At 66.3% G+C, this 17,796-nt stretch carries 20 protein-coding genes; 14 read left to right on the forward strand and 6 right to left on the reverse strand.

Annotation, left to right across the window (positions count from 1 at the left end; genetic code table 11):
- Positions 1-35 precede the first annotated feature (35 nt).
- Positions 36-653, reverse strand: coding sequence for an MlaC/ttg2D family ABC transporter substrate-binding protein (locus E7811_RS06400; protein ID WP_136393701.1), 618 nt, complete (start codon positions 651-653; stop codon positions 36-38).
- Between the two features lie 7 nt (positions 654-660).
- A complete protein-coding gene (locus E7811_RS06405) occupies positions 661-1,365 on the reverse strand; it encodes an MlaA family lipoprotein (RefSeq protein ID WP_136393702.1) in 705 nt (234 codons plus the stop codon).
- Positions 1,366-1,597: 232 nt separating this feature from the next.
- Here E7811_RS06405 and E7811_RS06410 point away from each other — a divergent pair, with 232 nt between their 5' ends.
- The 7 genes from E7811_RS06410 (at position 1,598) to E7811_RS06440 (ending at position 8,489) form a co-directional block, all read left to right on the forward strand.
- Positions 1,598-3,331 (forward strand): type I secretion system permease/ATPase, encoded by a 1,734-nt coding sequence (locus E7811_RS06410; protein WP_136393703.1) that lies wholly within the window; start codon positions 1,598-1,600, stop codon positions 3,329-3,331.
- A gap of 176 nt (positions 3,332-3,507) precedes the next feature.
- Positions 3,508-4,770, forward strand: a complete 1,263-nt coding sequence (locus E7811_RS06415; protein ID WP_136394260.1) for an HlyD family type I secretion periplasmic adaptor subunit — start codon at positions 3,508-3,510, stop codon at positions 4,768-4,770.
- Between the two features lie 98 nt (positions 4,771-4,868).
- Positions 4,869-5,330, forward strand: coding sequence for a RidA family protein (locus tag E7811_RS06420; RefSeq protein WP_136393704.1), 462 nt, complete (start codon positions 4,869-4,871; stop codon positions 5,328-5,330).
- A gap of 1 nt (position 5,331) precedes the next feature.
- Positions 5,332-6,108, forward strand: a complete 777-nt coding sequence (locus tag E7811_RS06425) for a glycerophosphodiester phosphodiesterase family protein (RefSeq protein WP_136393705.1) — start codon at positions 5,332-5,334, stop codon at positions 6,106-6,108.
- A 126-nt stretch (positions 6,109-6,234) separates the two neighbouring features.
- Positions 6,235-7,434, forward strand: coding sequence for a GNAT family N-acetyltransferase (locus E7811_RS06430; protein ID WP_136393706.1), 1,200 nt, complete (start codon positions 6,235-6,237; stop codon positions 7,432-7,434).
- Positions 7,435-7,510: 76 nt separating this feature from the next.
- Positions 7,511-8,125: a glutathione S-transferase family protein gene (locus tag E7811_RS06435; RefSeq protein WP_136393707.1), complete on the forward strand. Its 615-nt coding sequence runs from the start codon at positions 7,511-7,513 to the stop codon at positions 8,123-8,125.
- Positions 8,118-8,489, forward strand: a complete 372-nt coding sequence (locus E7811_RS06440; protein WP_136393708.1) for a 4a-hydroxytetrahydrobiopterin dehydratase — start codon at positions 8,118-8,120, stop codon at positions 8,487-8,489. Before E7811_RS06435 ends, E7811_RS06440 begins: the two co-directional genes overlap by 8 nt.
- A 61-nt stretch (positions 8,490-8,550) precedes the next feature.
- On the opposite strand, the gene E7811_RS06445 is transcribed toward E7811_RS06440, so the two are convergent.
- The gene (locus tag E7811_RS06445; protein WP_136393709.1) at positions 8,551-9,039 is read right to left on the reverse strand and encodes a peroxiredoxin; all 489 of its coding nucleotides are present in this window, start codon (positions 9,037-9,039) and stop codon (positions 8,551-8,553) included.
- A gap of 107 nt (positions 9,040-9,146) precedes the next feature.
- On the opposite strand from E7811_RS06445, the gene E7811_RS06450 reads away from it, so the two are divergent.
- From E7811_RS06450 to E7811_RS06460, 3 genes are read left to right on the forward strand one after another with little or no spacing between them, the layout of a single operon-like run.
- On the forward strand, positions 9,147-10,355 hold the full coding sequence (locus tag E7811_RS06450; RefSeq protein WP_136393710.1) for an NAD(P)/FAD-dependent oxidoreductase: 1,209 nt from the start codon (positions 9,147-9,149) through the stop codon (positions 10,353-10,355).
- Positions 10,352-10,930, forward strand: a complete 579-nt coding sequence (gene rsmD / locus E7811_RS06455; RefSeq protein ID WP_136393711.1) for a 16S rRNA (guanine(966)-N(2))-methyltransferase RsmD — start codon at positions 10,352-10,354, stop codon at positions 10,928-10,930. Before E7811_RS06450 ends, rsmD begins: the two co-directional genes overlap by 4 nt.
- Positions 10,927-11,574, forward strand: a complete 648-nt coding sequence (locus E7811_RS06460) for an HAD family hydrolase (RefSeq protein ID WP_136393712.1) — start codon at positions 10,927-10,929, stop codon at positions 11,572-11,574. The genes rsmD and E7811_RS06460 overlap by 4 nt, the downstream gene beginning before the upstream one ends.
- Here E7811_RS06460 and E7811_RS06465 read toward each other — a convergent pair.
- Positions 11,571-11,924, reverse strand: a complete 354-nt coding sequence (locus E7811_RS06465) for a DUF2794 domain-containing protein (RefSeq protein ID WP_136393713.1) — start codon at positions 11,922-11,924, stop codon at positions 11,571-11,573. The two genes, E7811_RS06460 and E7811_RS06465, sit on opposite strands and share 4 nt — an antisense overlap.
- A gap of 237 nt (positions 11,925-12,161) precedes the next feature.
- On the reverse strand, positions 12,162-13,157 hold the full coding sequence (locus E7811_RS06470; RefSeq protein ID WP_136393714.1) for an asparaginase: 996 nt from the start codon (positions 13,155-13,157) through the stop codon (positions 12,162-12,164).
- Positions 13,158-13,341: 184 nt separating this feature from the next.
- Between E7811_RS06470 and E7811_RS06475 the strand changes: the two genes are divergently transcribed.
- From E7811_RS06475 to E7811_RS06490, 4 genes are all read left to right on the forward strand, one after another.
- Positions 13,342-13,866, forward strand: a complete 525-nt coding sequence (locus E7811_RS06475) for an invasion associated locus B family protein (protein WP_136393715.1) — start codon at positions 13,342-13,344, stop codon at positions 13,864-13,866.
- A gap of 105 nt (positions 13,867-13,971) precedes the next feature.
- The gene (gene rlmN, locus E7811_RS06480) at positions 13,972-15,153 is read left to right on the forward strand and encodes a 23S rRNA (adenine(2503)-C(2))-methyltransferase RlmN (protein ID WP_136393716.1); all 1,182 of its coding nucleotides are present in this window, start codon (positions 13,972-13,974) and stop codon (positions 15,151-15,153) included.
- Between the two features lie 75 nt (positions 15,154-15,228).
- Positions 15,229-15,489, forward strand: a complete 261-nt coding sequence (locus E7811_RS06485; RefSeq protein ID WP_136393717.1) for a hypothetical protein — start codon at positions 15,229-15,231, stop codon at positions 15,487-15,489.
- On the forward strand, positions 15,477-16,670 hold the full coding sequence (locus E7811_RS06490) for a winged helix-turn-helix domain-containing protein (RefSeq protein WP_136393718.1): 1,194 nt from the start codon (positions 15,477-15,479) through the stop codon (positions 16,668-16,670). Before E7811_RS06485 ends, E7811_RS06490 begins: the two co-directional genes overlap by 13 nt.
- 6 nt (positions 16,671-16,676) lie before the next feature.
- Here E7811_RS06490 and E7811_RS06495 read toward each other — a convergent pair whose 3' ends face one another.
- Positions 16,677-17,498, reverse strand: a complete 822-nt coding sequence (locus E7811_RS06495; protein ID WP_136393719.1) for an LOG family protein — start codon at positions 17,496-17,498, stop codon at positions 16,677-16,679.
- Between the last annotated feature and the right edge of the window lie 298 nt (positions 17,499-17,796).

The raw sequence follows: 17,796 nt of genomic DNA on the forward strand, positions 1-17,796 counted from the left end.
CGCCGGGGGTTATGTTTCTTTGACGGGTCGGAGGGTCAGCTGGCGTTCAGATCGCCGATCAGCGCGTTGATGTCGCCCTTGCGGCGATCCAGCATCGCGCCGATTTCCTGCCGCTCGCTGGCCAGCATGTTCACGCCCTCGATGATGATGTTGAAGAACAGGTCCTTGCCGGACTTGTTCGACACATGCCAGCGCAGGTCGAACGGCGCCTCGCCCTTCAGGTGCGCGACCGAGATCACCTCGAAATAGCTTTTCAGCGGGCGGGCATCGACCACCTCGATGCGGCCACCGATGAATTCGCGGAAGCGCTTGCCGTATTTGCGGCCGATATAGGCCTGATAGGCCTTGGTAAAGGCCGACATCTGCGATGAGCTGGCCGAACGCGCGGCCACGCCAAGGGCGGAACGGGCGATCGTCGGCACGTCGGCGTACCGGGCGAAGATCTTTTCGAAATCCTTGTACATCGCCGCTTCCGCTTTGCCGGAATTGATGACGCTGTTCACATCGGTGATGGCACGGTCGATCAGCGCGCGGGCGGAATTCAGGTCAAGCGCCGATGCGGCTTGTGGAACCATGGCTGTGCCGGCAAGGGCCGCAGCGCCGCAAACGACAAAGCCACGCCGGGTCACGGCGACAGGAAGGGAGCGCTCCATGTCCAACTCATTCCTCGTAGGGGTCTATGAACGAATCTTCCGATGATGCGGTCTGCCCCAGTTCGAACCGCCGGTTTTGCAGATACAGCAGCCGCGTCTGGGCATAGCTGTCTGCGCTATCATATAGGACGGAATCGATGGTTTCGGAATACCGGTCCCGATCACCAAGTTTTGAAAGCACCTTCGCGCCGGTGCCGACATAGCTTTCCGGCTTGGGCAGGACGCGGCCGACCGGGTTCATCGCGAAATCGACGATCGTGCCCATCGTGTCACGCCCGGTCGAGGGGCCAAGGCCCGGAAGTTCCATGTAGGACCCTTCGCCCACGCCCCAGACATGCAGCGTTTCGCCGAAATCCGTATCCTTGCCCGGCAGGCCGATGGCGCTGGCCGGGTCGAACAGGCCGGCGATCCCGACGGTAGAGTTGATCACGAAACGCAGCGTGTTTTCCAGCACGTGATGCGGCCGCAACTGCAAGGCGCCGTTCACCGCATCGCCCGGAAGTTCAAGGTTTTCGGCAAAGTTCGAAACGCCGATCTTCACAGGTTCGGGCACGATCGCGCCATAGGCACTGGAGGTGGGGCGCAGGATCGCCTTGTCCAGCGCGATGTTGAACGCGTGGATCTCGCGGTTCTTGGCCTCGTCGGGGTCGTTCGGTTCAACCGGCGGAACAGGCGCTGCGCAGGCCGACAGAAGGGCCGCCACCGTGATCATCAGGGCAGGTCGCGCATGAACTTTGCCGAGCGCCCGAAAAACAAATGGAAAATCCACGGTCTTCTTCCTACTGTTCGACCCGGAGCCGGGGTAACACAGGTTTAAACTTCATTGGGCATGGAATAAGGTCGCGCGAAAGCAATGACAACGCCCGATCGGCGGATTATGGACATTCAGGTGTTTTTTTGCCCACAGGCGGGTCCGGGCCTGGTGGGCGCGAAAGGATAACGGAATGCGCAACGAAAAGGCGCCAGGTCTTTACGAATTGCGGCAGGCACGGCGCGAGTCGATGGGACCGATCCTTGCGGTATTCCTGTTTTCGGTCTGCGTGAACGCGCTGATGCTGACCGGTCCCCTGTACATGCTTCAGGTCTATGACCGGGTGCTCAGCAGCCGGTCCGAGGCGACGCTGGTCGCGCTTTCGGTGCTGGTGGCTTTCCTCTTCCTGATGATGGGCATCCTTGACCATGTGCGCGGGCGCGTCATGGCGCGGATCGGCGCGCGGTTCCAGGACCGGCTGGACCGCCGGGTGTTCGAAGCCTCGGTCAAGCGGATGTCGGTGGCCCCTTCCGATCAGGCCGCCGTCGCCGCGCAGCGGGATCTGGAATCGATCCAGCGACTTTGGGCCTCGCCCGTGCTGCTGGCGGTGTTCGACATTCCCTGGACCCCGATCTTCATCGCCGCGATCTTCATCTTTCACCCCTGGATGGGCTGGCTTGCGGTTGGCGGCGGCGTGCTTCTGGTGATCATCACGATCCTCAACCAGACGATGACCAAGCTGCCGATGAACCGGGCGAACATGGCCACGATCCATGCCGAACGGATGGCCGAGAACCTGAAAGCCGAAGCCGAGGTGGTGCAGGCCCTGGGGATGATGGGCGCGGGCTTCGACCGCTGGCAGACAGCGCGCCAGAAATCCCTGCGCGAAACCATGCTGGCGGCCGATCTGGGCGGCTCCTTCTCGACCTTGTCCAAGACCTTCCGGCTGTTCCTGCAATCGGCCATGCTGGGCCTTGCCGGCTGGCTCGTGCTGCGCGGTGAACTGTCGCCCGGCGCGATGATCGCGGGGTCCATCCTGATGGGCCGCGCGCTGGCCCCGATCGAAATGGCCGTGGGCCAGTGGGCCGTGGTGCAGCGCGCGCAGGAGGCCTGGGACCGGCTGGCCGACCTGTTCACCCGCACGCCGGTAGAGCCGCCGCGCACCGCCCTGCCCCGCCCCCGCGCCCTGCTGGAGGCACAGAACCTGACGGTGGTCCCGCCGGGCGAAAACCAGGCCGTGCTGCGCATGGTCAGCTTCCGGCTGGAACCGGGGCAGGCTTTGGGCGTGATCGGGCCGTCGGGTTCGGGCAAGTCCACGCTGGCGCGCGCGCTGATCGGGGCCTGGAAGCCCGCGGGCGGCAAGGTGCGGCTGGATGGCGCCTCGCTTGATCAGTACGACCCTGACGTTCTTGGCAGCTACATCGGCTATCTGCCGCAGCGCGTGACGCTGTTCGAGGGTACGATCGCCGAGAACATCGCCCGGCTTCAGGGCCGGCCGGACGGGCAGAAGGTGGTCGAGGCCGCACAGAAGGCCGCCGCCCACGAGATGATCGTGAAGCTGCCCGAAGGCTATGACACGCGCGTTTCGGCGCTTGGCGGGCGCCTGTCGGGCGGGCAGATCCAGCGCATCGGCCTGGCCCGCGCCATGTATGGCGATCCGGTCATCCTGGTGCTGGACGAGCCGAACTCCAACCTCGACAACGAAGGCTCGATGGCGCTGAACCTCGCGATCCGGTCGATGAAAGAAGCGGGCCGCGCGATCCTGATCATGGCGCACCGTCCCGCAGCGATCCAGGAATGTGATCTGCTGATGGTGATGGAAGACGGCACGCGCCGCGCCTTCGGACCGCGCGACCAGGTGCTGCGCGACATGGTCAAGAACCACACCGAAATCGTCAAGAACGCAGGCCCCGGAGGCGTGACGTGAATACCCCCGATCCCGGCGCCAAGGCCGGCCCCACCCCCCTGGCAAAGATCGATCCCGCGAAGGCCCCAGCGACGGGTGCAACGACGGGCGCAACGGGGGCAACCGGCGCGCCCTCCGGCCCCGTCCGCGATGCATCTGCGGGCGCGACCGCAGGCTGGTCGCCACGCCGCCACCTGATGATCGGTTATGTCGCGACCGCGATCCTTCTGGGCGGCTTCGGCGGTTGGGCCGTCACGGCCGAGATCGCCGGGGCCGTGATCACCAGCGGCCGGCTCGAGGTCGAACAGAACCGCCAGGTGGTGCAGCACCCCGACGGCGGCGTCGTGCAGGAAATCCTGGTCGCGGAAGGTGCCTCCGTGACCGCGGGGGACCTTCTGTTCCGGCTGGATGGCGCCCTGGTGCGATCCGAGCTGGCCATCGTCGAGGGCCAGTTGTTCGAGATCATGGCACGCCGTGCCCGGCTGACGGCCGAACGCGACGACATGGACGCCCCCGCCTTCCCCGATGAACTGGTGACAGTCTCGGCCACCCGCCCCGAAGTGGCCGAACTGGTCGACGGTCAGAACCGGCTGTTCCAGGCCCGGCGCGATACGCTTGCGCGCCAGATCCAGCAGCTTGGCGAACGCAGGAAACAGATCGAAAGCCAGATCACCGGCATCACCGCGCAATCCGATGCGCTGACCGCCCAGCTTGACCTGATCCGCCAGGAACTGGCCGACCAGCAGGCGCTGCTGGAAAAGGGTCTTGCGCAGTCCAGCCGCGTGCTGGCCCTGCAGCGGGAAGAGGCGCGGCTGCGCGGGCAGGTCGGCGAACTGGCCGCCGGGATCGGCCAGTCACGCGAACGCATCACCGAGATCGAGATCGAGACCCTGGGCCTGGCCGATGCCCGGCGCGAAGAGGCCAGCACGCAACTGCGCGACATCGGCAGCCAGGAACTGGAACTGGCCGAACGCCGCCGCGCGCTGACCGAACAGATCGCCCGGCTCGACATCCGCGCGCCCGTGTCCGGCATTGTCCTTGGCCTTCAGGTCACCACGCCGCAGTCGGTGATCCGCCCGGCCGAACCGGTGCTGTACCTCATCCCGCAGGACCGCCCGCTGGTCATCGCCTCGCAGGTCGCGGTGATCGACGTCGATCAGGTCCATCCCGGCCAGGAGGTGGAGCTTGTCTTCTCGGCCTTCTCCTCGCGTACCACGCCGCATCTGAAGGGATCGGTCACCAGCGTCTCGCCCGATGCCTTCACCGACGAGGCGACCGGGCAATCCTTCTACCGTGCCGAAATCGCGCTAGCCGAGGGCGAGATCGACAAGCTCGAAGGTCTCACCCTTATCCCCGGCATGCCGGTCGAGGCCTTCATCAAGACCGACGAACGGTCCCCCATGGCCTATCTCGTCAAGCCCTTCACCGACTACTTCAACCGAGCCTTCCGCGAAAGCTGAACACGACCGACGCCAGGGCACCCCACCACTTGATCCCGCAGCGCCCCCCGGATAGCGTCCGGCGCGACGTCGGAACCGATCCGCGACAGGAGGATACCATGACCGCCATCGAAACCCGCCTTGCCGAACTGGGCGTGACCCTGCCCGACGCACCCGCACCGGCGGCCAATTACGTGCCCTTCGTCGTGGTCGGCAATCTGGTGCATGTGTCGGGCCAGATCAGCCAGAATGCGAACGGCCTGATCAAGGGCCGCTTGGGTGACGACATGGACGTGGCCGCGGGGGCAGAGGCCGCCAAAAGCTGTGCGATCAGCTTGCTCGCCCAGGTCAAGAAGGCCTGCGGCGGTGATCTGTCGCGGCTGAAACGGGCGGTGAAGCTTGTGGGTTTCGTGAACTCCACCGCTGATTTCACCGACCAGCCCAAGGTGATCAACGGCGCCTCCGATTTCCTCGTCGCGGCGCTTGGCGATGCCGGGCGCCATGCCCGCTCGGCCGTGTCGGCGGCCTCGTTGCCGCTTGGCGTCGCGGTCGAGATCGAAGGCATCTTCGAGATCGCCTGACATGAGCGGCGCGCCGGCCCTTCCCGCAGATTTCCTGCGCCGCCCGATCGCGCACCGGGCGTTGCATGACCGGGCGGCGGGACGCCCCGAGAACAGCCGCGATGCGATCCGTGCTGCCGTTCAGGCCGGATACGGGATCGAGATCGACCTGCAACTGTCTGCAGACGGCCAGGCGATGGTGTTCCACGACGACACGCTGGAACGGCTGACCGCCGAAACCGGGCCGGTCTTTGCCCGCGGTGCCGCCGAGCTGTCGGCGATCGGCCTCATGGACGCCGCCGACGGCATCCCCACGCTGGCCGAGGTGCTTCGGATCATCGACGGGCAGGTGCCGCTGCTGATCGAACTGAAGGATCAGGCCGGGCATGGGCGTCCCGGCCCCGGACCGCTGGAACAGGCCACGGCGACGGCACTTGCCGGTTATCGCGGCCCGGTGGCGGTGATGTCCTTCAACCCCGAGATGGTGGCCGCGATGGCGCGCCTTGCCCCCGGCATCCCGCGTGGCATCACCACGGGCAGCTACGACCCTGACGATTACGCCCCGACCCCGCCGGATGTCTGTGACCGCCTGCGCGCCATACCCGATTACGATTCGGTCGGTGCCTGCTTCATCAGCCACGAATGGACTGACCTCGACAGGCCGAGGGTCGCCGAGCTGAAGGCGCGCGGCGCCGCCGTCCTGTGCTGGACGATCAAATCGTCGGCCGACGAGGCTACGGCGCGCCGCATCGCCGACAACATAACCTTCGAAGGTTATGCCGCGCCCTTCCCGGCTTGACCCGCGCCCGGCCCGGCCCACCTTCTGCGGCGTGGCGCGTCTTTCCGTCACGAACATCTTCGGCGGGCCGTTGGGCAGGCAGCCCCCGGCCTTGGCGTAGAAACAGGAACCGGGACAGATAGCCCGATGCAGGACACGGCGAACCGCCAGACCGCGGACGTTCGGATTGCCCCGGGCGTTCTGTCGCTTGACCCCGGCGAATGGGATGCGCTGGCCTGCCCCGAGGCCGCCAACGGAGGACGCCCATTCGATCCGTTCACGACCCATCGCTTTCTGGCCGCGCTGGAACGGTCGGGGTCGGTCGGAGCCGGGACGGGCTGGCAACCGCAACCCCTGATCCTGCACCGCGACGGGCGGGCGGTGGCCGCGGCCCCGCTTTACGCCAAGACCCACAGCCAGGGCGAATACATCTTCGATCACGGGTGGGCCGAGGCCTGGATGCGGGCAGGCGGGCGCTATTATCCCAAGCTTCAGGTCGCCGTGCCCTTCACCCCGGTCACCGGGCGGCGGTTTCTGGGCGCGGCAGAGGATGTGCGGCCCCTGGCCCGCGCGCTTGCCGGGATCACCGAAAGAAACGGCCTGTCTTCGGCGCATGTCACCTTCTGCACGGCGGACGAGGCGGCGGCGGTCGGCGGAATGGACGGATACCTGCACCGCGTCACCCAGCAATACCATTGGCTGAACCGGGGCTACGACAGCTTCGACGCGTTTCTTGCCGACCTGTCCAGCCGCAAGCGCAAGGCGATCCGCAAGGAACGCGAAACCGCACGCGCCGCCGGGCTTGATATCCGGGCGCTGACGGGCGATGCCATCGAACCCGCCCATTGGGATGCGTTCTGGGCCTTCTATCAGGACACGGGCAGCCGCAAATGGGGCAGGCCCTACCTGACGCGCGCCTTCTTCGACGAGGTGCACCGCACGATGCGTGACGATGTGCTTCTGGTGATGGCCTTCCGCAACGGCCATCCGGTGGCGGGGGCGTTGAATTTCATCGGTCGGGACGCGCTGTACGGCCGCTACTGGGGCGCGCTTGAACATCACCCCTGCCTGCATTTCGAACTCTGCTACCATCAGGCGATCGACTGGGCCATTGCGCAGGGGCTCGACCGGGTCGAGGCGGGCGCGCAGGGCGAACACAAGCTGGCGCGCGGCTACATGCCCGCCGAAATCCATTCGCTGCACTGGATCGCGGATGCCGGATTCCGGCGGGCGGTCGCCGACTATCTGGCCGCCGAACGGCGGGCGGTCGCCGAAGATATGGAAATCCTGACCTCGATGGGCCCGTTCCGGCGCGCGGGCGGGGCTGACGAACCGCCCGCGGCATGACAGGATGCCGAAAGGCCGGATAGACGGCAGCCAGACAAACGGCGGCCACGCAAACGGCAGAAGGAGACCGCACCCCATGTCGCTGACGCTCTACACCAACCCGATGTCGCGCGGACGGATCGCCCGATGGCTGCTGGAAGAGGTCGGCCAGCCCTACGAGACGGTGATCCTCGACTATGCGACCACGATGAAGGCGCCCGAGTATCTGGCGATCAACCCGATGGGAAAGGTCCCCGCGCTGGTCCATGACGGCCACGTTGTGACCGAAACGGCGGCGATCTGCACCTATGTCGCCGATGCCTTTCCCCAAGCCGGGCTGATGCCGCAGGACCGGGCCGATTTCTATCGCTGGATGTTCTGGGGCGCAGGTCCTCTGGAACAGGCGGTGGTCAACCGGGCGCTTGGCGTGACGGTGCCCGAGGACAAGCGCGGGATGGTCGGCTATCGCGATCTTGACCAGATGGCCGACATGCTGGCGACGCGTCTTGCGGCGCAGGAATTCATCTGCGGTGACAGGTTCAGCGCGGCGGATGTCTATCTGGGCAGCCAGATCGGCTGGGGCCTGCGGTTCGGCACGATCCCGGCACGGCCTGAACTCGCCGCCTACTGGGCGCGCATCAGCGCCCGCCCCGCCGCCCTGCGCGCCAACCAGATCGACGACACCCTTTCCGGGAGGACGACCCATGGCTGACCTGATGACGGTCGAGGACCGCCGCGCCCATCTTCCGTCCCTCGCGGCAACAGGATGGGCCGCAGTCGAGGGGCGGGATGCAATCCGCAAGATCTTGCGTTTCCGCAGTTTCTCGCAGGCGTGGGGGTTCATGTCGCGCGTGGCCTTGGCCGCCGAGACGATGAACCATCACCCGGAATGGTCGAACCGTTACAACATCGTCGACATCACCCTGACGACGCATGATTGCGCGGGGCTGAGCCTTCTGGACATCGACCTTGCCCGCCGGATCGACAGGCTGGCCGAGGGTGCCGATGTGGTCGCCGATCATGGCCAACCCATCGAATGCCTCTGCGAGCTGCGTGCAGGCCAGCGGTCGCACTAGGCCCGTCCTTGCTGCGCCCGTCCCTGCGGCGCGACAGGGCCGCGCCGCAGGGAGGATTTCGTCAGATCGCCGCCAGCAGCGCTTCACCGCCCGACACTTCGCAGACGCCGGGGCTTTCCTCGAGGTGCAGCGTCTTGACGATGCCGTCCTCGACGAGCATCGCATAGCGCTTGGACCGGTCGATCAAGCCACGGGCCGGAACGCTGAAATCCAGCCCCAACGCCTTGGTGAAGGCGCTTTCGGGGTCCGACAGCATGGAGATTCCGGCGCCTGTCGCACCGGTGCTTTCGCCCCAGGCAGACATTACGAAGGGGTCGTTCACGGCCACGCAGAGGATTTCGTCCACGCCCTTGGCATCAAAGCTGGTCTTGGTGCGGATGAAGCTGGGCACATGGGCGGAATGGCAGGTCGGGGTGAAGGCGCCGGGAACGGCGAAGATCACCACTTTGCGGCCCTTGGTCAGATCGGCGATCGTAACATCTTCGGGTCCGTTTGCACCCATCCGGACCAACGTCGCATCCGGCAGTTTCGACCCTTCAGAAATCGTCATTTCAGCTTCCTCGCGCGTTGCGTTTCCATTGCCCAAGGTTATAGGGTCGCCACGACCCGGCGGCCAGAGGCCGCGATCTATTTCCTTTCAGAACAGCGGGGGCGGACATGGCTCATTTCATCGTGATCGGCGCCGGACAGGCCGGGGCGGCGCTTGTTGCACGGCTGCGGTCGGGTGGCTTCGAGGGCGAGATCACCCTGATCGGCGAAGAGCCAAGCCCCCCCTACCAGCGCCCTCCCCTGTCGAAAGCCTATCTTCTGGGCGAGATGGAGGAGGAACGGCTGTGGCTGCGGTCGGCCGATTTCTATGCCGACAACCGGATCACCCTGCGGCTGGGGCAGAAGGTTTCCGCCATCGACCCGGTGGCACATACGGTGACGGTCGGCGGCGAAACGCTGCGCTATGACAGGCTTGCGCTGACCACGGGCTCGGCTCCGCGGCGTCTTCCTGCGGCGATCGGCGGCGATCTGGGAGGCGTCTTTGCCGTACGGACCCTGGCCGATGTCGATGCGATGCGGGCAGAATTCCAGCCGGGCCGTCGCGTCGTCATCATCGGCGGGGGCTACATCGGGCTTGAAGCGGCCGCCGTGGCCGCAAAGCTCGGGCTGGCCGTGACCGTGGTCGAGGCTGCGCCGCGCATCCTGCAACGCGTTGCCAGCCCCGAAACCTCGGCCCATTTCCGCGCGTTGCACGCGGCACATGGCGTGACGATCCTTGAAGGCACCGGCCTTGACCGGCTGGAAGGCGACGGGCGCGTGACAGCGGCGCGTCTCGCCGACGGGCGCGTTCTGCCCTGCGACTTCGCCATCGTCGGGATCGGCATCCTTCCCGTGACCGGGCTGGCCGAGGCCGCCGGCCTGACCATCGACAACGGCATCGCGACCGACGATCACGCCCGCACCTCGGACCCGGACATCTTCGCGGCGGGCGATTGCGCCTCGTTCCCGCACAACGGGGGCCGGCTGAGGCTGGAAAGCGTGGGCAACGCCATCGAACAGGCCGAAGTGGCCGCCGACAACATGATGGGCCGCGACGTGGCTTATCAGGCCAAGCCGTGGTTCTGGTCGGATCAGTATGACTGCAAGCTGCAGATCGCGGGGCTGAACACGGGATACGATCGGATCGTGACACGCGGCCCCGACGGCGATGCCGTGTCCTTCTGGTATTACGGCGGCGACCGGCTGCTGGCGGTGGACGCGATGAACGACCCGCGCGCCTACATGGTGGGCAAGCGCCTGATCGAGATGGGCAAGACCCCCGATCCGGCGGCGGTTCCCGACACCGCGCAGGACCTGAAGGCGCTTCTGAAGGCATGAGGATCATCGGCGGCACGTCACGCGGGCTGAAGCTGGCCGAGGTGGGCGAAGGCGATGCCGCCGCCCATCTGCGGCCCACGTCCGACCGGGTGCGCGAGGCGATCTTCAACCTTCTGCTGAACGGCGGATACGGCAACCCTGTGGCGGGCGCGCGGGTGCTGGACCTGTTCTCAGGAACCGGCGCGCTTGGGCTCGAGGCGCTGTCGCGCGGCGCGGCACGGGTGACCTTTGTCGATGACGGGGCAAAGGCGCGGGCGCTTTTGCGGACGAACATCGAAAAGATGCGCGCGATGGGTGTGACCGATGTCTACCGCCGCGATGCCACCCGGATGGGTCCGAACAGGGGCGCGGGCTTTGGCCTTGTGTTTCTTGATCCGCCCTATGGCAAGGGACTGGGCGAAGCGGCGCTGGCGTCCTGCGTGGCGGGCGGCTGGATCGCCCCGGGCGCGCTGATCGTCTGGGAGGAAAGCAAGGCCCCGCTGCCGCCCGCGGGGTTCGACATCCTCGACCAGCGGACATACGGCGACACGATCATCACGATCCTGCGCGCCGCATCCGAGGACACCCGGCCGTGACCCCCGAAGCCATCCTTTTCGACTGCGACGGGGTTCTGGTGGACAGCGAGCCCGCGGCCTTTGCCCTGCTGGCCGAGGATCTGGCGCGGGCCGGCCTTGTCCTTTCCCATGCCGAGATGGAGGCACAGTTCCTGGGCGGCACGATCCGTGGCCTGCACATGAAGGCGCGCGCCCTTGGGGCCGACCTTGCCGACGACTGGCCCGACGATTTCTATGACAGGCTCTACGCCCGGCTGGCCGAGGGCACGCCGCTGTTCGACGGGGTGGAGGCGCTGCTTGATCGTCTGGACAAAGCGGGGATCGCCTATGCCGTCGGCTCGAACGGGGCGCCGCGCAAGATGGAGATCACCCTGGGCCAGCATCCTTCGGTCTATGCGCGGCTGCGAGGCGTGCTGTTTTCCGGTCAGGAGATCGGCGCACCAAAACCCGCGCCCGACCTTTACCTGACAGCGGCGCGCGCGCTTGGCGTCGATCCGGCGCGCTGCGTGGTGGTCGAGGACAGCCCGACCGGCGTCCGCGCCGGGCGCGCGGCCGGGATGCGCTGCTTCGGCTTTGCCCCAAACGGCAATTTCGCGCGGCTTGAGGCCGAGGGGGCCGAACCGCTGCGGGCGATGGCCGACCTGCCGGCGCGGATCGGGATCTAGTCGCCGTCGACGCTTCGGATCAGCTTGCGTTCCAGTACCTTCAGGACCGCCGACAGGTCATGTCCACGGCGCAGGATCTGGCCATCCATCCCGACAATCGCATACATGCCTTGCCGCGACCGCAGCTTCGGGCGTTTTTCGATGCGATACAGGGGGTTCTCGGCCGTGCGGCGGAAGATCGAGAAGACTGCAAGATCGCGCAGGCAGGAAATCCCGTAATCGCGCCATTCGCCAAGGGCCACCATCCGGCCATAAAGCGTCAGGATCGCGGACAGTTCCTGACGATCAAAGCTGACCTGTTCGGGCACACGGGCCGAAAGGTTGAAGGGCACGGGCGGTTGCGCGGTCATGAATTGATGTTACCGCGCATGGGCGACAATGCAACATCCAGATGACGCCGCGGCAGGCGTCACAGCCGCAGGACCCTGTCGTGGCGGTCACGACGGGGGCCAACGCCCAGTGGCATGATCCCGACCGGCTGAAACCCGAAGCCTTCGTGAAAGGCGCGGATGTGCCGGCTTGTCGCAAGGCAGGTTGCGCGGAAAGGTCGTGACACCACCGGCGCGACCCGCACCGTCACCGCCTCGTCACCCCGGAAAACCCGGCGCCGCCTTGACAATGCCGGTTTCGAACCCGCGCCAGTTCTTCTGCACGGCGTTCAGGCGTTTCAGCGTCGCCGGGTGGTCCGGGTCCAACACGCCCAGACGGACCAGAAGCGCGCAGATCGCTGCCTCGGACGCGCGGGTGCCGCCATCGACGATTTTCAACGCGATGCCCATCTTCCGTTCCGGGATGATGGCGACGAACACCGCCTCGGCGCCGGTCTTGATCGCGACGCGCCCGTCCATCGCGCGCATCAGTTCGGTACAGGCGCGGCCCTCGCCCGCGACCAGTTCGGGATGCGCGGCCATCGCGCGGGTCAGGCGGTGCATCGCCGCCTGCCGGGCGCTGCCGCCTTCGGGCGCGGCGGCAAAGGCCGCCATCGCGCGGGCCAGCCCGTGCACCGTGGTGGCAAAGTTCGGGGCCGAACAGCCGTCGATCCCGTAACCGGGGCTGGCCTCGTCCGTCACTTCCTCGAACGCGGCCTTCACCGCGCGCTGCACGGGGTGGTCGAGTTCCACATATTCCGGCCCGGCCTTCAGATGCTTCGTCAGGGTAAGAAAGCCCGAATGCTTGCCCGAACAGTTGTTGTGGCACTGGCAGGGCGCCTCGTGCGCGCAGATCAGCCGGTCGCGTTCTGCCCGGTCGTAGGGTTCGTGCGCGCCACAGCGCAGATCAGCCTCGGACAGGCCCAGATCGGCCAGCCAGCGCGTCACCATGCCGACATGCAGGCCCGCCCCTTGGTGGCTGGCACAAGCCAGCGCCAGTTGTGCATCGGTCAGCCCCGCCGCCTGCGCCGCGCCGCTTTCGATCAGGGGCAGCGCCTGAAGCATCTTGCAGGACGACCGCGGAAAGATGACGGCTTCGGGATCGCCCCAGGCCTCGACGATATGGCCGGTCTCGTCGCAGATGACGGCGTGCCCGCTGTGGGTGCTTTCCAGCATCCCGCCCCGCCAGAGTTCCGCCATCGGTATCGCCGCCATTCCTCGCCCCTCCCATGACATCTGCGCGATTTTCTGCCCATGGGCCTTTCACGCATGGTGCTTTTTGCGTTATGAAGGCATATCGGGTAGATGACCGCCCCGCCACATCAAAAACGGCATCGAATGCCGTAAGCCGGACCGGCAGGGCGCAAGAGGCAACAGGCAGCTGGAGGCTGTGGAAAAGATGACATCCCTTCTGGGTCGGGCGCTTCTGGGTGCCGCGTTCGCAATGGCCGCAAGCGGCGCGATTGCGCAGGAATCCACCAATCAGGTTGCAGTCAAAACCGACTGGAGCGTCTTTACCGAGGAAAGCCCCAAGGAATGCTGGGGCGTATCCAAGCCCAAGGAAACCGTGAACACCCGTGACGGGCAGGTCGTGCAGGCCCGCCGCGGCGACATCCTCATGTTCGTGACCTTCCGCCCCGGTGCGGGCGCGAATGGCGAGGTGTCGTTCACCGGCGGCTATCCCTTTGCACCCGGATCGACCGTGGATCTTGAAATCGACGGGATCACCTATGCGCTGATCACCGACGGCGAATGGGCCTGGCCGTCCAGCCCCAGCGAGGACGGGCCGATCCTGGCCGCGCTGAAGAAGGGCACGACCGCGATCGCGACCGGCCGTTCGGCGCGTGGCACGGTGACAAAGGACACGTTCAGCCTGCGCGGGTTCACCGCCGCGATGACCGAGGCCGAGGCGCGCTGCAAGTAACTGCGCGCGCGGAATTCCGGACGCCCCGGCCGATTTGCCGGGGCGTTTTGCTTTTTCGCGGCAAATCCCCTATATGACCTGCCTGACCCTTCCCCGAGACATGCCATGACCACGCCGAACGCCCCGATCACGCAGGATGTCCTGACGATCCCCCGGAAGCTGCCCGAAGGCAGCAGGACGAACATCGTCGGCCTGACGCGCGACCAGTTGCGCGCAGCCCTGATCGCTGCGGGCACGCCCGAAAAGCAGGCGAAGATGCGGCTTGGGCAGATCTGGCAGTGGGTTTATCACTTCGGCCTGCGCGATTTCGCGGCGATGACGAACCTTTCCAAGGACTACCGGGCGCTTCTGGCCGAGAATTTCGTGATCGAAGTGCCCGAGATCGTGTCGAAGCAGGTGTCGATGGACGGCACGCGCAAGTATCTGGTGCGCATCGCGGGCGGGCACGAGGTGGAAACCGTCTATATCCCCGAGGAAAACCGCGGCACGCTTTGCATCAGTTCGCAGGTGGGCTGCACGCTGACCTGTTCCTTCTGCCACACCGGCACGCAGAAACTGGTGCGCAACCTGACGGCGGCGGAAATCGTGGGCCAGGTGATGCTGGCGCGCGACGATCTGGGCGAATGGCCAGAACCCGGCGCACCGAAGGACGAAACCCGGCTTGTCTCGAACGTCGTGCTGATGGGTATGGGCGAGCCGCTTTACAACTTCGAGAATGTCCGCGACGCGATGCGCGTGGTGATGGATGGCGAGGGCCTCAGCCTCAGCCGCCGGCGCATCACCCTTTCGACCAGCGGCATCGTGCCCGAGATCGCCCGCACGGCCGAGGAAATCGGCTGCCTTCTGGCGATTTCCTTCCATGCCACCACCGACGAGGTGCGCGACCGTCTGGTGCCGGTGAACAAGAAGTGGAATATCGCCACGCTCATCGATGCGCTGCGCGACTATCCGCGGTTGTCCAACAGCGAACGGATCACCTTTGAATACGTGATGCTGAAGGGTGTGAACGACAGCGACGCGGACGCACGGCGCCTGGTCAAGCTGATCGCGGGCATTCCGGCCAAGATCAACCTCATTCCGTTCAACGAATGGCCCGGCGCGCCCTATGAACGGTCGGACTGGGAACGGATCGAGGCCTTTGCCGACATCATCTACAAGGCCGGTTACGCCAGCCCGATCCGGACACCGCGCGGCGAGGATATCATGGCCGCCTGCGGCCAGCTGAAATCCGCGACCGAACGGGCGCGCAAGTCGCGCGCCGAAATCGCCGCCGAGGCGGGGTTGTAAGCCGCTGCTCCCCTGCCGCTTGTCTGCCTTCCTGATGCCGTCTAGCCTGCCCTCATGCGGGCAGGGAGCGAGTGAATGGCCAAGAAGGCGGCGCCGTGGATGTGGCAGGATCCGGACAGACGCCGCAGCGTCATCGACGTGACGCACGGCCATATCGACCGAACCCACGCCTGCCCCGTCTGTGCGGGCAGTGTCGGAAACGGGGCGGCAGGGCTTGCCGATGCCAGTCGCAGGGCAAAGGGAATCGACCCGAAGCGCCCCTGTGGCGGTGAAATCCCGTCCCGCGGCATTCGCCGGTCGATCGGTCCGGACCGCGCAGTGCCATGGTCCCGGTGATCTCCAACGCCACGGCGCGCCGCCTGTTCCTTGACCGGCATGCGCTGGCCGAGCCGCCCACCGGTCTGGCGACCGGAGAGGCGCTGGCACGGTTGATCGACCGGATCGGCTTTGTCCAGATCGACAGCATCAACACGGTCGGGCGCGCGCACCACATGATCCTGTGGTCGCGGCGGCGCGGCTATCGCCCCGAGGCGCTGAAGCGTGCGGCCGAGGTGGATCGCGCCCTGTTCGAACATGTCACGCATGACGCGTCATTCCTGCCGATCGCGCTTTTCCCGCACTGGCGGCACCGCTTCGCACGTGACCGCGAAAGGCTGGTCGACCGCTGGACGGGATGGCAGCGCGACGGGTTCCATGAAAAGTTCGACGATGTGCTGAAACACGTTGCCGATCACGGCCCGGTATCCTCCTCGGATGTGGGCGAGGGCGAAAGGCGCGGGTCGGGCGGTTGGTGGGATTGGCACCCGTCGAAAGCCGCGCTGGAGTACCTTTGGCGGGTGGGCGAGATCTCGGTGCTTAGGCGCGACGGGTTCCGCAAGGTCTATGACCTGACCGAACGGGTGATCCCGCCTGAATTCCTCAACGCAAGGACATCGGTCGAGCAGACCGAAGAGGCGCTGTGCGCCATCGCGATGGACAGGCTGGGCCTTGCCACGCCGGGCGAGATCGCCGCCTATTGGGCCGCAGTCCCGCCCGAGGCGGCAAGACGTTGGGCGATGCGGGAACTCGCCGAAGGACGGCTGGTCGAGGCCGATGTCGAAGGGGCCGACGGTCGCCTGAAACGCGCCTTTCTGCGGCCCGGAACGCTGGATGCCCCCGTTCCCGAACCGCCGGGAACCCTGCGCATCCTGTCGCCCTTCGATCCAGCGTTGCGCGACCGCAAGCGCGCCGAACGGCTGTTCGGCTTCTGCTACCGGATCGAGGTCTTCGTGCCTGAGCCGAAGCGGCAATACGGATATTACGTCTTTCCCGTCCTTCAGGGCGCGCGGATCGTCGGCCGCATCGACGCGAAGGCGCATCGCGACGCGGGCGCTCTCAGGGTGCGGGCCTTCTGGCCGGAAGCCGGCATCCGGACGGGCAAGGACCGCCGCGCCGCGCTGGATGCGGAACTTGACCGGCTGGCGCGTTTTTCCGGCTGCGACCGGGTCGAATACGCGCCCGATTGGCTGCGGGGCTAGGACGCCTCAGCAGGGATCGACCCAGCCGTCGATCACGGCCAGCGCCTCTTCGGCGGTTTCCACGAAGGAAATCAGGTCGATGTCCTCGGGGCTGATGGTGCCCGCATCGGCCAGCGCCTGCCAGTTGATGATCCGGTCCCAGAAGTCGCGCCCGAACAGCAGGAAGGGAATCCGCCGCATCCGTCGGGTCTGGATCAGCGTCAGGCTTTCGAACATCTCGTCCAGCGTGCCGAACCCGCCGGGAAAGATGCAGACGGCCTTGGCCCGCATCAGGAAATGCATCTTGCGGATCGCGAAATAGTGGAAGTTGAAGCAAAGGTCGGGGGTGACGTAGGCATTGGGCGCCTGTTCGTGCGGCAGCACGATGTTCAGCCCGATGGACTGGCCGCCCGCCTCGTGCGCGCCGCGATTGCCCGCCTCCATCACGCCGGGGCCGCCTCCGGTCACGATGACATTCTCGCGCCCGTAGGATTTCATGCTGCGTTCGGTCATCAGATAGGCGAAACGCCGCGCCTCTTCGTAGTACTTCGACAACTCGGCCAGGGTCTGCGTGCGGGCCGTGTCCTTGCGCGCGGCCTCGGGGATGCGTGCGCCGCCGAACAGGACGATGGTGCTTTCGATCCCGCGTTCGTCCATCACAAGCTGTGGCTTCAGAAGTTCCAGTTGCAGCCTGACCGGGCGAAGTTCCTCGCGCGTCATGAAATCGGCATCGGCAAAGGCCAGCCGGTAGGCAGGTGCCCGCGTCTGCGCGGTATCGGGGATGCGGTCTGCGGCGGCAACGTCCTCGACGCTGTCGCGGAAGGGGTGGCTGCGCGTTTCTTCCTTCATACTCGTTCCCTGACTTGCTGCGATCCGTGGGTTCCAAGACGTAGCCGGTCGGGGCCGGATTGGAAAGGGCAGCAGGGCAGGGCAAGGCCACTGGCGGCCTGTCTGCCTGCCCGCCTGTCTGGGACGTGACAAGCTGCACCCGGATCGCGCGGAACGGGCCAAGTGCCGCATCGGTCTCAGGTCCTGACAGGGGCACGCCGATCGGGGCCGGCGTGCGGGTCGCGATGATGCTGAACCTCGGGACGCGCCCGCAGCGGATGCCCCCCGGACCAAAACGGCGGCGGCGCGGTCCGGGCGA

It is taken from the genome of Aliigemmobacter aestuarii, assembly GCF_004799285.1.
Classification (GTDB): domain Bacteria; phylum Pseudomonadota; class Alphaproteobacteria; order Rhodobacterales; family Rhodobacteraceae; genus Aliigemmobacter; species Aliigemmobacter aestuarii.

Excerpts from the sequence above, each read along its gene's own strand:
- E7811_RS06430 (WP_136393706.1), top strand. The coding sequence starts at position 6,235 with ATGCAGGACACGGCGAACCGCCAGACCGCGGACGTTCGGATTGCCCCG.
- E7811_RS06470 (WP_136393714.1), bottom strand. The coding sequence starts at position 13,157 with ATGGCGGCGATACCGATGGCGGAACTCTGGCGGGGCGGGATGCTGGAA.
- E7811_RS06450 (WP_136393710.1), top strand. The coding sequence starts at position 9,147 with ATGGCTCATTTCATCGTGATCGGCGCCGGACAGGCCGGGGCGGCGCTT.
- E7811_RS06490 (WP_136393718.1), top strand. The coding sequence starts at position 15,477 with ATGGTCCCGGTGATCTCCAACGCCACGGCGCGCCGCCTGTTCCTTGAC.
- E7811_RS06435 (WP_136393707.1), top strand. The coding sequence starts at position 7,511 with ATGTCGCTGACGCTCTACACCAACCCGATGTCGCGCGGACGGATCGCC.
- E7811_RS06425 (WP_136393705.1), top strand. The coding sequence starts at position 5,332 with ATGAGCGGCGCGCCGGCCCTTCCCGCAGATTTCCTGCGCCGCCCGATC.
- E7811_RS06420 (WP_136393704.1), top strand. The coding sequence starts at position 4,869 with ATGACCGCCATCGAAACCCGCCTTGCCGAACTGGGCGTGACCCTGCCC.
- E7811_RS06405 (WP_136393702.1), bottom strand. The coding sequence starts at position 1,365 with ATGATCACGGTGGCGGCCCTTCTGTCGGCCTGCGCAGCGCCTGTTCCG.
- E7811_RS06400 (WP_136393701.1), bottom strand. The coding sequence starts at position 653 with ATGGAGCGCTCCCTTCCTGTCGCCGTGACCCGGCGTGGCTTTGTCGTT.
- E7811_RS06485 (WP_136393717.1), top strand. The coding sequence starts at position 15,229 with ATGGCCAAGAAGGCGGCGCCGTGGATGTGGCAGGATCCGGACAGACGC.
- E7811_RS06440 (WP_136393708.1), top strand. The coding sequence starts at position 8,118 with ATGGCTGACCTGATGACGGTCGAGGACCGCCGCGCCCATCTTCCGTCC.
- E7811_RS06465 (WP_136393713.1), bottom strand. The coding sequence starts at position 11,924 with ATGACCGCGCAACCGCCCGTGCCCTTCAACCTTTCGGCCCGTGTGCCC.
- E7811_RS06475 (WP_136393715.1), top strand. The coding sequence starts at position 13,342 with ATGACATCCCTTCTGGGTCGGGCGCTTCTGGGTGCCGCGTTCGCAATG.
- rsmD (WP_136393711.1), top strand. The coding sequence starts at position 10,352 with ATGAGGATCATCGGCGGCACGTCACGCGGGCTGAAGCTGGCCGAGGTG.
- E7811_RS06410 (WP_136393703.1), top strand. The coding sequence starts at position 1,598 with ATGCGCAACGAAAAGGCGCCAGGTCTTTACGAATTGCGGCAGGCACGG.
- E7811_RS06415 (WP_136394260.1), top strand. The coding sequence starts at position 3,508 with ATGATCGGTTATGTCGCGACCGCGATCCTTCTGGGCGGCTTCGGCGGT.
- E7811_RS06445 (WP_136393709.1), bottom strand. The coding sequence starts at position 9,039 with ATGACGATTTCTGAAGGGTCGAAACTGCCGGATGCGACGTTGGTCCGG.
- E7811_RS06495 (WP_136393719.1), bottom strand. The coding sequence starts at position 17,498 with ATGAAGGAAGAAACGCGCAGCCACCCCTTCCGCGACAGCGTCGAGGAC.
- rlmN (WP_136393716.1), top strand. The coding sequence starts at position 13,972 with ATGACCACGCCGAACGCCCCGATCACGCAGGATGTCCTGACGATCCCC.